Source organism: Aquiflexum lacus, from assembly GCF_015476655.1.
In the GTDB taxonomy this organism is placed as follows: Bacteria; Bacteroidota; Bacteroidia; order Cytophagales; family Cyclobacteriaceae; genus Aquiflexum; species Aquiflexum lacus.
This window is the reverse complement of sequence record NZ_JABFHF010000038.1, coordinates 1-13,500: the sequence shown is the minus strand read 5'-3', so window position 1 is coordinate 13,500 and position 13,500 is coordinate 1. Positions and strand designations below refer to the sequence as shown.

The following is a 13,500-nucleotide window of genomic DNA, read 5'->3' as shown; positions in this document are numbered from 1 at the left end:
TATTCTACATCAGATAGTAGTTTGTCTAAGACATATTTCTTACTAGATTTCTTCAATTCCTTCTCTGAAACTTTAATTAGAGGTGGAAATAAAAATAGTAAAAAAGGGAAAGTATGACATAAATTTAAATATTGGCCATACCTTGAAAAGGCATGGCCAATTTAATTTAAAAATCAATTTAGGTGTTATTGTAAATGGCAAGCACCATTCCCCTGACACCTATTTGCCATATCCCATAAAGCTGCTTCACCGCTAGGGTACAATGCAGCATAATGTCCATAATTCCCTGAACTATGAGTACAATAGCAATACCAAACACTCCCATACCCCCCAGTAATTTTCTTCATTTGACTTTTCTCAAGCACCTCGTCTGATGTAAGTCTCAGCATTTCTAAACTTAACTTTTTCATGATTTTTGAATTTTATTAAATGTTAAATTCTCCGGACATTTGGGTCACCCGAAGTTTGTGACCATTCATCGCGACTGAATATTTTTCTTGTTGATAAAGTCATTTTTTGTACATTTATCATAATCTTTTAAGACATAGGGATTTGTTACTAATCCATCTTTAATAAAATCACCCCACTATATGCCAGAAACCTGATGGCTTCTTCCAAATAAGTCAGAACCTTTTCCTCATTTACATTTTCGAAGAATATATTCACTTGTGCTGTGACTTCAGTAAATGAAATAAACCCTTCCTTGGAGAGCAGTGATATGAGGTAGGTCTCCATGGGGTTCAGTAAATATTCTATGACCTCTTCATGGTGCTTATCGGGCAACAATAAGGTCTGGTAATAATAAGGTTCAAGAGTCAGGTTGTTTTCGATGTTATTGTACTTTATCCGGGTAAACAACATATGATTTTGAGACCAGTCCCATTCAGTCTCTAAAGCCATTGCGATTGGGGATAATTTTAACATCACCTTTTCTCTCCATAGATCATCTGAAAAAGCCATGTCCGCATTGTCAATGGCATTTTGTTCATTCTCGCAAATAAGGCCGTCATGTGGCATGGATTGGACCAGTCTGATCTTTTCTTTTTCAAAATCAAAAACATCTTTCAAAATTGCCGTTGATCTGCTGTCCGGTTCATTTTCCATAAGCTCCATTGCTTGTAATATGGAGACCTCACTCACATTCATTGAGAGGTTTTCAGGATTAAGAATCAAGGAAGCCACTTGCCTTGTCCGGTAGAATTTTTCATCCTCAGATTTGCTACTGTATTTTATCGAAAAGCTTGATTCATGTTGTTGTGGATTATAGCCCCCCTCATGAACTCTATGTACCTTTTCATCTACCGCTTGAGATTCAAAAAGATCAATAATACGGTAATAATACTCAGGATAATCCAGCCTCAGCCTATTGGCCAATTGGTCACAAACCCAACCGTTTTTCTTGTAATCCCCCAAAGCGTGCATAAACAGGATTTTGTAGGGCAAATGATGGAAATTGGCAAATGATTCAAAAAAAGAAGGGTCATAAACTGTATCCAAAAGATAATTCACGGCTATTCCCTTATGATTGCTTAAACAATGAAAAATGTATTGTTCTACCACTGCATTAAAGTTCACCATTTGTGCAGGACTCAATCCACTTATTTGTTCATGGTTCTCTGAAACAAACTTTTCTACGACCTGATAATAATCCTTAAAAAACCCATAGTCATTCCCTCCTAAAATCCCGGCATTACTGGCTTGGATCTCCAAACCCTCGGTGATCTGTTTTTTTATAGGTTTAGGCACATATGGAAAAGTATTACTAACCAACCCTATCAATTCCTTGTAATAATCAAAATCCTGCTCTATGTTTTGGGCAATCAACTGACCGGAAAGGAGATCATCAGGAAAAGGCTCAAAAATAAACACATCCCCGTCAACATTCAGGAAAGGATCTTTATGAAGTGTATAGGAATATATTTTTTTCATTACCCATAAACCGGGGATTTCAACCAAGTCCAGATCATCCAGTTCAATTCTTACTTTTTTGTAAGGCAATTTCATTTGGTCAATCAACAACTCCTTCCCTTTTCTATCGGTGACAAGTTCCACATTGTCATAAAATTTATGGAGCTGTAAACTGCTGAGCGCCCAACTCATCAAATGGTATCTGGCACTGCACCATCCAAAGGATGCTTCCAACGGGTCTTTGCCTTCATCTATCCAAAATGTGTGAACATATTTCATCTGTATATTATTTATTTTAAGCGGTCAGATGGAATCTCGCATGATAGTAATTATCTCTACATTTGTCGCTTGCGTCATGCTCGATTTCATATCAGTAAACCATTAATGACCTGAACTTGAAAAACAGCCTCTCGGCAACACTCAACTCCTCGGTGATGATTTCCGCATTTCCCAACAGTTCCTGATTAAAACGAATTTCCCTATTGAAAGAAGTTGTCGTCCCATTGGGTAATGAGGCATATACCAAATAATTGAACTCGTCGTCTGGTGAAACTGAGATGTTGGTAATTTTACCGATCAAAGCGCCATATTCCTGAAAGGGATAATTATCCAATTTGATCAACACCTTTTGATCCACACTGACTTTTCCTGCATTCTGGGGGGATATTTTCATTGCACCCAATAGTTCCGATGTGTTTTCCGGCAGTACGGTGAAGACCAACTCACCGGAGTTGACCTGTTGGTTGGCGCCCCAGATTTTCTGGAAACTGACCACCCCACTGATAGATGATTTTATCAAATAGGTATATTCCCAATCCCTCAAGCTGCGCTTTAAACTCTGGTAGGATTGTATCAGGTTTTTAAGTGCGCGGGCTTCCTGTTCTTCCTTATTGATGCCGGTATTCCGAACGGTCTGATTGGCAGTGCTAAGCGCTTCATGTAATTGTGAAATGGATATGGCCATTTGATTGACCTGTTCTTCCATCTGAAGGTATTCCATCTCCCTGGACTCAAAATCCTTGTCTGCGATAATGCCATCCAAGTGTAAGCCTTTATTCCTCTCATAATCAATTTTGGCCAGGTTTAGCCTACGGTCCAGCAAGTCTTTTTGCGCAGTCTGGCTTTGTATCCTTTTTTTAATTTCTTCGATAGAGATCCTGTTTCCTTCCAATTGTCCCTCATAGGGCTGTAATTCACTCAACAGCCTATACTCCATGTAACTCCTTTCGAATTCCAAAAATGGAAGACCAATTTCTCCGAGAACCAGATCAGACAGTGATTCAATAGGAAAAGAATAACCATATTCCTTGGCAAAGGCCTCGTTTTCCAAGGTGGCTTTTAGAAAAAGAACATCCTCGAGTTTTGCCGTACTCTTAATTCCTGCCAAAGGCTGTCCAATGCCGACCTTCTCCCCATTTTTTACAAACAATGTCTCTATCTGTCCTGAAATTAGGGCGGCTATCCGCTCTGTAGGATCTGTGGTGGTCACCAATACCTTTGCCTCCACAAAGTCAGGATACCTGATCAGAAAGGATAATCCAAGAACCAGTGAGATAAGGATAAACACCAGGGTAATACCCCATCGTATCAGCCAAGCCGGTGGTCTGGATATGATCTCCTGTACTTCTTCGGAACGAAGGTGAAGGTTGCCGCTATGTATAGGCTCTGATGGCATGTTCAGCTTCCGTTTATCTTTTCAAGTTCGAGTTGGTTTTTTACCAGATCAAAATAGACACCTTTGGAATAAAGCAATTCCACATGGGTACCCTGCTCCACGATCTTTCCCTGATCAATGACGACAATTTGGTCGGCATTTCTGACGGTACTCAGCCTATGGGCAATGATAAATACAGTTTTCCCCTCCATAAACCGATGGAGATTCTCCATGACTTCCCGTTCATTCCTGGCATCAAGGGCCGAGGTTGCTTCATCAAAAAACAAAATATCAGGATTTTTATAGACTGCTCTGGCAATAAACAACCGTTGCTTTTGTCCCGTGCTCATGCCGATGCCCTCATTGCCTATTTTGGTATTGAAGCCCACAGGAAGGGACTGGATAAAATTGAGGATATTGGCGATGCGGGACGCTTCTATCAACCGTTCCTGATCAATATGATCCTGTCCTACGGCAATATTGGCAGCAATGGTATCATTGAACACATAGCCTTCCTGCATCACCACGCCGCATTGGTCCCGCCAACTTTTGGCACTGATTGTTTTGAGATGATGCTTCCCATATAGGATTTCCCCTGCTGTGGGGTCGTAAAACTTCAACAACAATTTCATCAATGTGGTCTTGCCACTTCCACTGGCACCCACTACTGCGGTGACTTTTTGGGGCTGAATGCTTAAATTTATTCCGGTCAATACAGGGTCTTCTGCTCCTACATACCGGAAGGAAAGGTCTTTAGCCACCAATTCGCCGCCGGCCTGTAGTGTTCTGACAAATTGCTTTTCGGCACTTTCCTCATCTTCCTTGTCATGGATTTCATTGAGCCGTTCCAGACTGATGGCCGCATCCTGGTAAGACCTGACAAAACCAACCAATTCGGAAATCGGGCCGTTGAGCTGCCCGATGATGTATTGGAGGGCAAGCATCATTCCAAGGGTGAGGTTGCCTTCAATGACCAGCACAGCGGAAGTAAAGGTGATGAAGATATTTTTGAGCTCATTGATGACGGAAGAGCCTACTTGCTGTGCCTGTTCCAGGGATAGTGACTGAATGGAAACGTGGAAAAGTCGGGCCTGTACAAATTCCCAGCTCCATCGCTTTTGTTTTTCGGCATTGTGCATTTTTATTTCCTGCATGCCGTTGATCAGCTCGATCACCGTACTCTGTTCCTGGCTCATCTGGGCAAAGCGCTTGTAGTCCAGTTCCCTGCGCCGCTTCATAAAAAACAACACCCAGACAATGTAAAGCACACTTCCTCCAAGAAAAATAAGGAAAATCGTAAGGCTGTAATAAATCAGCACAGCACCAAAAACGATCAGATTGAAAAAAGAAAAGAGGGTACTGAGCGTGGTGCCGGTAAGCAAGTTTTCTATCCTGCGGTGGTCACCGATGCGCTGCATGATATCCCCAGTCATCCGGGTATCGAAATAGGAAATGGGCAGGTTCATCAGTTTGATAAAAAAGTCAGATACCAAGGAAATATTGATCCGGGTAGTCAGGTGAAGCAATATCCAACTGCGGAGCACTTCCACACTCATTCTTCCCAAAAACAGCATGATCTGGGCAATTAAGACCAGATAAATAAAACCGATGTCCTGATTCTGGATCCCCACATCCACAATACTCTGTGTAAGAAAAGGGAAAATCAACTGCAACAGACTCCCCACCAAAAGCCCGATACAAAGCTGGACGATCAGGTTTTTGTAGTTGAACAGATATTTGAACAGGAAGCTTAAAGAACGTCTCTCTTTGTCTTCCCATTTCATTTTCCTGAAGGCAGGCGTAGGTTCGAGCAAGAGGGTGATTCCTTCTTTGGTATTTTCATCGGCATTGTTGCCGATCCACCTGGAGATAAATTCTTCTTTTGAATACCGGATCAAACCATAGGCAGGATCTGAAATATAGACTATGTCTTTTCTAATCCGATATACAATCACAAAGTGCTGCTTGTCCCAGTGGACAATCAGTGGCAAAGGCGAATCCCTGAGTTTTTCATAATTCAGCTTGGCCCCTATGGTCTTAAACCCTATGGCCTCTGCAGCATCACTTAACTTCAGCAAGCTGCTACCTTCCCTAGTCGTTTCCGAGATTTCCCGGATTTCCTTTAAAGATATCAGCTTGCCATAGTGCTTGGCAATTATCCGTAGGCAGGTTGGGCCACAGTCTTTGGAGTCGGGTTGTTTGTAGAAAGGGAAAGATTTCAACTGAAAAAAGGGATTTAATAATTCAAAAACTTCAAATGTATGTATTTCAGAGGGAAAGTATTATTTTCTATTTTATTTCAATTTCACAATTCCTATAATTGGATTTTGTTCTTCGATTGATTTATCTTCAAATTCTTTCTTTTTGATATAGTAAAACAGGTCTTGCTTTAAATCTAAAGGTCTTAAAAACACCGGATCACCCTCCTCATCAATCAATCCCTCACTGAGGTTATATCCGGTTTGATTTTTCTTATCATATAAAAACATAAACCATTTCCAATCCTGAGCATATTCCAACACATAATAAGAGGAACTATTTATAATATTGTACAACAAAAGTGTTTGGTATTCCCGATCATCGAGTGATTGTGGTCTCTCAAAATTGAATCTTACAGCAGGTTTCAAAATTTTATCTTTTATTTGATATAAAGTATCCCGAATCATGTTTTCAGGCGTAAGGACTGGCATAAACATAAATAAACCATCCTCAATATCCGACAACCAAAATCTGTAATTATATCCCCCAATGCGTATTTGATCTAATACTATCGTCCTAAAAGGAATTGTATCTGAAATTTCGAAAGCATTATCCAGCTTGTAAATATTGGTCTCATTGGTAATATCATCTCCTAACTTCTTTCCTATCTCCTCTGAAACTATCCATAGGCTACCATCCAAAATTTTCAAATATCCAATGGGATACTCTAACTTTTTTTCCTCTATCAACTCAAAGTCCGGTCCATAAATCAAAAGCTTATTGTATCCTGAAACATAAATACGTCCTGTGACTTCATCAATATCCATAGAATTAACTCTTTTATATTCACCCGGGCCCTCACCTTGCTTACCTAAGAATTGGATAAAATTCCCTTCTAGATCAAAAATTGAAATCCTAGAATCCGTGACTAATAACCTGTTCTGATGTAATTTTACGTTATAAATATATCCAAGAAAAACTCCATTTTTTGTCTCTAATTGTATCTTTAGATCTGTAATTGCCATTTCAGACAAAATAAGGGGATCGTCGGTTTTGTTGGGAATGGTTATTGAGAACAAGTCAGTATTCTGGTATTCGCTACATCCCAAGATTAAAAAAGTTAGAATCATAAAAAATTTATGTATTTGGATTTTCTTTTTATTTAGCATAGGTTCATTGGTTTTAAATAAAGGAGTACCAAAAAAGGTACTCCTTCAAAGTAATACAAACAATATCAATTATATTTTAATTCGCTGGAACACAACCACCTCCCACTGGACATACCCCTGTTGGATCCCAGTTACAATCCCATACAGTTATTGGATCATCATTACCACAGGTGCATATCCATTTACAATTCGTAGACCCATCATACCCCCCAGTAATCTTCTTCATCTGACTTCTTCCCAATACTTCATCGGAAGTAAGTCTCAGCATTTCTAAACTTAACTTTTTCATTTTTTTTGAATTTATTGAATGATAGATTCCCCGGACATTTGGGTCACCCGAAGCCTGTGACCATTCATCGCGACTGAATATTTTTTGCCTGTATTGGCTGTATCTATTCCAGAATATATTTTAAATCCTCCACAGCATAAGCTTTGGGCAATTCATGCCCATTGATGAAAATGGTGGGCGTATGGGTAATATTCTCCACCTCGCTCCAGGAAAGCATGGACTGAATGTTGGCTTCCTGTGCTTTCAGTTCCCCGTTCATAGGATACTTTGCAGCAAATGCCGCATAATCCTTCTTTTCTGCTAGATACCAATCGTCTAGAGCCTTCTTGATTACTTCAGGATTGTCTTTTGCCGCTATGGCCATTATATGCCTGACTGTTTTCAGCTTAAGCTCATCCCCTCCTCCCGGTACGAATATGATCTGAAGGTCAATATTCCCTGTCTCATATAGTTCCTCCAATACCGGATGTGTCTTGGCACATGGCCCACAATAGGGATTGCAAACTTTGAGCACTTGGAATTTGGGGGATTGCCCTTTCATTAATATACCTAATCCTTCCGGGCTATGGGATAGTTTTCTGGAACCGGACAGCAAATAATCGAATACTTCACGGTTCGACATAAACCTGACAAGTTTGCTTTTTTGTTTTTGAAGGTCTTTTTTCGCCAACAAATAAGGCTTCAAACTAATCCAAACTAAAACAGTTCCTGTAAAGAGCAGTGAAAATAAGATTACTTCCTGAAAGACTATGGGCATAAGGTTTATCAATAGCAACTGCGTGATCAGAATTTCCAGTACCAATACTGCCGAAACCAATAGACATAGCACACACCATTTTTTTATTTTTGCCCACTGGTAATAGATGGAAATAGGAACGATGGCAATCGCTGCCAAGCTTAAATAGGCTAAAAATTGCAACCCTGTACCTGAGAATGAAGTCATTGGTAAAAGAAGAGTACCTGATAAAAAATATGCAAAGGCTATAATGCTTAAACTGATACCTCCACCCAAAGAAAAGGAATCGGTAACAGCATTACAATCAATGTTTTTCCCTCCGGTACAAAACTCTTTGATGGCTGAATTGTCTTTGTCCACCTCAGACCATAGCAAAATGGATGAAATCATCAACCCTGCTGATTTCAAGACGAAAAGTGACAGCGCTCCAATCGAATGGGGCAAATCACCTGAAAGTCTGGAAAAAATTCCTGTCAATCAAACTATTCCAGTAATACCAAAAAGGATCAATAAAGACCGAAAAATCAAGTTTTCTTTCCTCCTAGTACTATAGCCCGGTTCTAAGGCGTTTTCTGATTTCTCCAGAAGTAGGGTAATCCCCGTCCACTTATTTACAAACTCATTTTTTGAAAGGATTTTATTCTTGCCTTCAACATCCGTGTGCTCTACAAATTCCGTCGTAATACCGGATATACAACTGAAATAGGGATACTTGTCCCCTTGAAGCTGAACGATGCAGGGCAGTGGAATCTGATCAAGCTTCTCCTCTGTAATCTGAACGGCAAGACTTTCGATCTTGTATTTGGCCAATGTATCCGAAATGGAAAGTAAACTCTCAGGCTCCGGATGGGAATCTAAAAATGTCTTTGAGATAATCATTTGTAAAAGGAATATCCAGCAAGTGTATGATTCTCTTCAAAATCAAATATGAATTCTCCATAAAAACATTGGTTAAAAAACGAGCTTACTTAAAATAAATCTGTTGTAAAAGATTACAAGAACAATTGAACTTAAAAATTTGTTTTTATAATTCCAAAAACCAATTGTCTTTCAGTATATTTTTTATCAAATAATTGTATTATTCAAAGATAAGAAAACAATACAATATTCTAAAATAATCTTTTACCCCCCCCTTTATCAAACTGATTTATAAGTTAAACTTAGATCTACAGAATTTTGAACTTTTTTTGTAGTTTTTTAAAAAATTTTTGAGTGCAATTTTAAAGACAGGAGTAATCTTATCTATTTATTTATTACTGCATCATCCATCCGAAGAACAAACACTTTCTATCAGTGCTTAGGATCTTATTGAGATCCTATCTTTTTCCTATTCCTAGGGTCAAGGAATTCCTCAACAGGATCCACCACCACCACTGTATCCATGGTGAAAGTGATATTTGAAAAGTCCGTTTTGGTTTCAGTTTTATTCCCGCCACAGGCAAACAATAGAACGGAAAGGAGGATTATTAAATGGTTTTTCATAAACGAATAATTTGATTATCAATATAATTACTAAGGGCTTAATTTACAAAAGTTAATGTGATATTTAGTTCGAAAAGTCATGTCATGGCATGAGTTAAAAAAAAGTGTGGGCTATGGATATTGTGGAACATAATTTTATGAAGATGTAGAATACCTTTCCAATGATAGTAAAAACTCCCCAAGGCCCATAGCTTTTATATTTGAATCCAAAGGATAGTTATCCTGTATCCTTGACAGCAAAATTCCATTTTCTGCTTTAGTGTCTTCCATGCTGATCCTAAAGCCTTTGCTGATTTTTGGAGATAAGGTGTTTTTGATTTCGATGGCATATTTTACTTTTCCGGACCTGATCAATAACAAGTCACATTCCGCACCCTGATGCGTACGGTAGAAATAATATTCGTATTCATCTCCCAGCACATTACAAATCTGTTCTATCACAAATCCTTCCCAAGAATTACCGACCAAAAGTTGGTTAATGAGGTCTTCATAACTGTCTATTCCCGTAAGGCTGTGCAAAATGCCGGAGTCCCGGATATAAACCTTTGGAGAAGCGACAAGACGCTTTTTCACATTGGGAAAGTAAGGTTGTAGCAGTCTGACCATAAATGAACCGTGCAAAAATTCCAGGTATTTATTGACTGTTGGCCTGGAAATCCCAAGCGCTTTTGCAAAGTTTTCCGAAACAAGCAATCCGCCCTGGGCATGGGCCAACATTCTCCAAAACCGCTCCACCAAATAAGGGTCAGTATTTAAACCCAAAAGGCCAAGATCCCTTTCAATATAGGTCTTGATAAAGTTTTCCCGCCACAACCTACTTGACCTTTCTGAGGCTGCCAAGAATGAAAGCGGAAAACCTCCTCGAATCCATAATCGGTCCATGTCATCATATTCCAACTCTCCGAAATGAAATGGAGTTAATTCCAAATACCCGATTCTTCCCGCCAAGGAATCTGCAGATTTGCGGATTAACTCCGGGGAAGCAGAACCTAAAATGATAAATCTTCCCGGTTCTCTTTTTTCGTCAATCAGACTCCTGAGTTCAGCAAACAATTCCGGCATCATTTGGATTTCGTCCAGAATGACGGTTTTTTCCTCATGGGCTTTAAGAAAAAGTTCGGGGTCAGAAAGTTTGGCCCGGTCACTGGACTTTTCCAGATCTAGATATATTCTTTCTTTTTCTAAAGTAAGATTTTGGACCAAGGTAGTCTTACCGACCTGTCTCGGCCCAACTATCCCCACAGCAGGAAATAAATCCAGATATTCCTGCAATAGAGTCCATATGTAGCGATTTTTCACCATGAAAAATGAAAGTTTGAGTTACGATTTTCATGGTAAATATAGGTTTAAAAATTTTGAAATAAAAGTTTTTATACATGAAAAATGAAAGTTTGAGTTACGTTTTTCATGGTAAAATAAAAAAGGAATTGGAATGACAACTGGAATCAGTTTGATTATTTCAATTTGACTATCCCTATTTCAGGGTTTTGCTCTTCCTTTGAAGAATTTGTAAACCCAATTGATTTGACATAATAAAAGGTATCACTTCTGGCATCCAATAGATTAAGAACTATAGTATCACCTTCATCATCAAGTGGTCCCCCTTTAAAATTATGGGCCTTTGAAGTTTTTCTGTTGTAGAGGAAAAAATAAATATCATTTCCATCCTTATAATAGTGGGAACCCAAATAGTTGGCAGTCAAAAAAATGTTGGCAATGTTATATCTTTTATTTGCCCGTTCATCTAAATGGGGTTCTGCAAAACGTAATTTAGCATAAGGAATTATCCTATTTTTATCTAATTGAAAAACGGTATCTCTTAAAAAGCGCTCATTTGTGGCCACAGGTGCATAAATAAAAGAATTGTATCCATCCGTACTGATGAATTTATTATATCCCAACAAACTCGCTTGCCTGTCTTTTCTCACGACTTTTCTAAGATTATAATACCTATTTGGCCATACCTCAAATAGATCTTTGAAATTCATATCGAGAGAAGGTCCCCATATTTAATTAAATTTTCTTTAAAATATTTTCCGACTAGGCTCAAAGCTATTCATGAATTCCAAAAGAAGGCTGAATAAAAAGCAACAGCCTCTTCAGGTTTTTTGTCACAATTCACACTTAGGAATCAATCAAAAGCCATCCTCACAAAACCAAGCTCATCGTCCACATTGACATAATACCAGATTTTGCCGTCTTTGACAAAGGCAAAAGTAGGCACACTGCCCAAGTGGCTTAAATCTGATTCACCTAGAAGATTGAAATCTTCATCCAAAATGCTTTTTCATAAAAGACAGAATTGATGATCAATGAGACACCAGGGAATTTAATTTTAAATAATGAAATTTGTAAAAAAGTGAATATTGATGGCTTGAACAAAGTTAATTTAATTCAAAGTCCATCCTCACAAAACCCAGTTCGTCATCCACGTTCACATAATGCCAAATCTTGCCATCTTTGACAAAAACAGAATTAGGTATTTGCGTCAATTGGGAAACCAATGATTCTCCTATCAGATTAAATTCTTCGTCAAAAATACTTATAAAGACCTTGGAAATCGGTTTTTGTTCGGGACTCTCAGGACTTGGTTCTTCAGTGATTTCACCAGGGATGGTCTCATAGGAGAATCTGTAAAATCTTTTTGTCATTTCATCCCACACCGGTGCCTGAAAATTAATTTCAGAATTTATTTCTGCCATGACTTCTTTAAAACGCTTTTCTGAATCCACTTCTTTGGGGTAACCGCCTTTTTTAGCTGCTGCTGTGAGCTGTGGGGTATAATTTACCTGATAAACACTGTCCTTTTTCATATCTAAAACAAAAAAAGGTGCATAGGCGGAATTGGAAAAGATAATCTTATCCCCAATTCTATTAAGTGATTTATCAGTAGTAGAAATCATCATCATTTGGTCTGATTTGAGGGTCACTGAATAATCTATCAACCCATCGATTCCAGGGAGCGGGTACTTTTTGATCTCCATATCCCCAAAATTTACCTTAGCAAAGGGAAAGATTATCATTCGTCCAGTTCCCGAGCAATCCATAAATCACATTTCCTTCGTCAGTAATGATAGACTTTCGGTTGAAACTCTCCCCATCTTCCAAACTATCCCCTTCAAATTTATCTTTATCCAATTTATAACTTCTTAACTTTTTGCCATTTAAATCAAAAAGTCCCATACCCTGAAAGTTGGCCATCAGAATATGGTCATTGTCTAACATATTCATCCAAGCAACATAGGAACCTACCCCATCAGGACCTTCTTTTTCATACTTAATTTTTTCCTCCAAACGGAGTTCATTGATATTGACTTTGTCCAAAGTGGATTCATCCATATTCCATAGGTAAAGAAAATCTTTGTCAGCAGTCATTGTACTTGACCAAAGTCCATATTTCAGGTTTATAATTTCATTACCAGGATCTACCACCACTGTGTCTATGGTGAAGGTGATGTTTGAAAAGTCCGTTTTGGTATCAGTTTCAATTCCGCCACAGGCGAACAAAAGAACTGAGAGGAGGAGTATTATGTAGTTTTTCATAAAGAACAATTTGATTACCAATATAATCACTATAAGTTTAATTTGGAAAAAATCAATGTCAAACAAATGGATTGACATTAAAATTTAAATATTTTAATGTGAGATAGTATTTCTAACCTTTCTGTTGAGGTTAGTTTTGGTCACTGGCATTAAAAAACGTAAAATTTGATGTCAATTATTCAGCCATGACTTCTAATCATGGTATGAATCCTTTGTGTTGTCCGAAGGATGCTCCTTCGGGATGCTGGGTATGAATTTTCGACTTTAGTTAAGTGAGCCAGAGGCTCAGAACTCAGGAATCCGAAGGTACAACCTTCGGATAACCATTATTGCCCAAAATCCTGTACAATTTCAGGTTCATTACTAACCTTGCCTTGACTCAAAGTCATGGCAGGAGTGATAAACGGACAAAGCCCATTTCATCCTCCATATTTTCAAATATCCAGATTTTGTCTTCTTTGACGAAGTGGTAGCGGGGAATTTTCCTATACCCTTCAACCTTGGTCTCTGCCAAAACATT

At 38.6% G+C, this 13,500-nt stretch carries 14 protein-coding genes and 1 pseudogene; all 15 read right to left on the bottom strand.

Annotated features, from left to right (window positions below):
• Window positions 1-178: 178 nt before the first annotated feature.
• On the bottom strand, window positions 179-325 hold the full coding sequence (locus tag HMJ38_RS22855) for a hypothetical protein (RefSeq protein WP_194976788.1): 147 nt from the start codon (window positions 323-325) through the stop codon (window positions 179-181).
• 13 nt (window positions 326-338) lie between these two features.
• Window positions 339-389: pseudogene (locus tag HMJ38_RS25425) on the bottom strand (hypothetical protein); the annotation flags it as partial.
• 169 nt (window positions 390-558) lie between these two features.
• Window positions 559-2,187: a DUF6734 family protein gene (locus tag HMJ38_RS22845; RefSeq protein ID WP_194976767.1), complete on the bottom strand. Its 1,629-nt coding sequence runs from the start codon at window positions 2,185-2,187 to the stop codon at window positions 559-561.
• 91 nt (window positions 2,188-2,278) lie between these two features.
• Window positions 2,279-3,583, bottom strand: a complete 1,305-nt coding sequence (locus HMJ38_RS22840; RefSeq protein WP_194976766.1) for an HlyD family secretion protein — start codon at window positions 3,581-3,583, stop codon at window positions 2,279-2,281.
• A 2-nt stretch (window positions 3,584-3,585) separates the two neighbouring features.
• A complete protein-coding gene (locus HMJ38_RS22835) occupies window positions 3,586-5,784 on the bottom strand; it encodes a peptidase domain-containing ABC transporter (RefSeq protein WP_194976765.1) in 2,199 nt (732 codons plus the stop codon).
• 72 nt (window positions 5,785-5,856) lie between these two features.
• Complete coding sequence (locus HMJ38_RS22830) at window positions 5,857-6,891, bottom strand: 6-bladed beta-propeller (protein WP_228780225.1); 1,035 nt, start codon at window positions 6,889-6,891, stop codon at window positions 5,857-5,859.
• 115 nt (window positions 6,892-7,006) lie between these two features.
• Window positions 7,007-7,198, bottom strand: coding sequence for a hypothetical protein (locus HMJ38_RS22825; protein WP_228780230.1), 192 nt, complete (start codon window positions 7,196-7,198; stop codon window positions 7,007-7,009).
• Between the two features lie 124 nt (window positions 7,199-7,322).
• The gene (locus HMJ38_RS22820) at window positions 7,323-8,432 is read right to left on the bottom strand and encodes a vitamin K epoxide reductase family protein (RefSeq protein WP_228780224.1); all 1,110 of its coding nucleotides are present in this window, start codon (window positions 8,430-8,432) and stop codon (window positions 7,323-7,325) included.
• Window positions 8,433-8,834 carry a cysteine peptidase family C39 domain-containing protein gene (locus tag HMJ38_RS25420; RefSeq protein WP_228780223.1) on the bottom strand — a complete coding sequence of 134 codons (402 nt, stop codon included), beginning with the start codon at window positions 8,832-8,834 and terminating at the stop codon, window positions 8,433-8,435. It lies immediately after the preceding gene.
• Between the two features lie 426 nt (window positions 8,835-9,260).
• Complete coding sequence (locus tag HMJ38_RS22815; protein WP_194976762.1) at window positions 9,261-9,437, bottom strand: hypothetical protein; 177 nt, start codon at window positions 9,435-9,437, stop codon at window positions 9,261-9,263.
• Window positions 9,438-9,572: 135 nt separating this feature from the next.
• Window positions 9,573-10,739, bottom strand: a complete 1,167-nt coding sequence (locus tag HMJ38_RS22810) for an ATP-binding protein (RefSeq protein ID WP_194976761.1) — start codon at window positions 10,737-10,739, stop codon at window positions 9,573-9,575.
• A 152-nt stretch (window positions 10,740-10,891) separates the two neighbouring features.
• Window positions 10,892-11,425 carry a hypothetical protein gene (locus HMJ38_RS22805; protein WP_194976760.1) on the bottom strand — a complete coding sequence of 178 codons (534 nt, stop codon included), beginning with the start codon at window positions 11,423-11,425 and terminating at the stop codon, window positions 10,892-10,894.
• A 143-nt stretch (window positions 11,426-11,568) separates the two neighbouring features.
• Entirely contained in the window at window positions 11,569-11,715 is a 147-nt protein-coding gene (locus tag HMJ38_RS22800) for a hypothetical protein (protein WP_194976759.1), read from the bottom strand.
• A 106-nt stretch (window positions 11,716-11,821) separates the two neighbouring features.
• Window positions 11,822-12,421, bottom strand: coding sequence for a DUF4221 domain-containing protein (locus tag HMJ38_RS25585; protein WP_262892911.1), 600 nt, complete (start codon window positions 12,419-12,421; stop codon window positions 11,822-11,824).
• A 16-nt stretch (window positions 12,422-12,437) separates the two neighbouring features.
• Window positions 12,438-12,980, bottom strand: a complete 543-nt coding sequence (locus HMJ38_RS25580; RefSeq protein WP_262892910.1) for a DUF4221 domain-containing protein — start codon at window positions 12,978-12,980, stop codon at window positions 12,438-12,440.
• Window positions 12,981-13,500: the final 520 nt, after the last annotated feature.

Coding starts and splice junctions, on each gene's coding strand:
- HMJ38_RS22855 (WP_194976788.1), bottom strand. CDS start 325: ATGGGAGTGTTTGGTATTGCTATTGTACTCATAGTTCAGGGAATTATG.
- HMJ38_RS22845 (WP_194976767.1), bottom strand. CDS start 2,187: ATGAAATATGTTCACACATTTTGGATAGATGAAGGCAAAGACCCGTTG.
- HMJ38_RS22840 (WP_194976766.1), bottom strand. CDS start 3,583: ATGCCATCAGAGCCTATACATAGCGGCAACCTTCACCTTCGTTCCGAA.
- HMJ38_RS22830 (WP_228780225.1), bottom strand. CDS start 6,891: ATGATTCTAACTTTTTTAATCTTGGGATGTAGCGAATACCAGAATACT.
- HMJ38_RS22825 (WP_228780230.1), bottom strand. CDS start 7,198: ATGCTGAGACTTACTTCCGATGAAGTATTGGGAAGAAGTCAGATGAAG.
- HMJ38_RS25420 (WP_228780223.1), bottom strand. CDS start 8,834: ATGATTATCTCAAAGACATTTTTAGATTCCCATCCGGAGCCTGAGAGT.
- HMJ38_RS22815 (WP_194976762.1), bottom strand. CDS start 9,437: ATGAAAAACCATTTAATAATCCTCCTTTCCGTTCTATTGTTTGCCTGT.
- HMJ38_RS22810 (WP_194976761.1), bottom strand. CDS start 10,739: ATGGTGAAAAATCGCTACATATGGACTCTATTGCAGGAATATCTGGAT.
- HMJ38_RS22805 (WP_194976760.1), bottom strand. CDS start 11,425: ATGAATTTCAAAGATCTATTTGAGGTATGGCCAAATAGGTATTATAAT.
- HMJ38_RS25585 (WP_262892911.1), bottom strand. CDS start 12,421: ATGGAGATCAAAAAGTACCCGCTCCCTGGAATCGATGGGTTGATAGAT.
- HMJ38_RS25580 (WP_262892910.1), bottom strand. CDS start 12,980: ATGAAAAACTACATAATACTCCTCCTCTCAGTTCTTTTGTTCGCCTGT.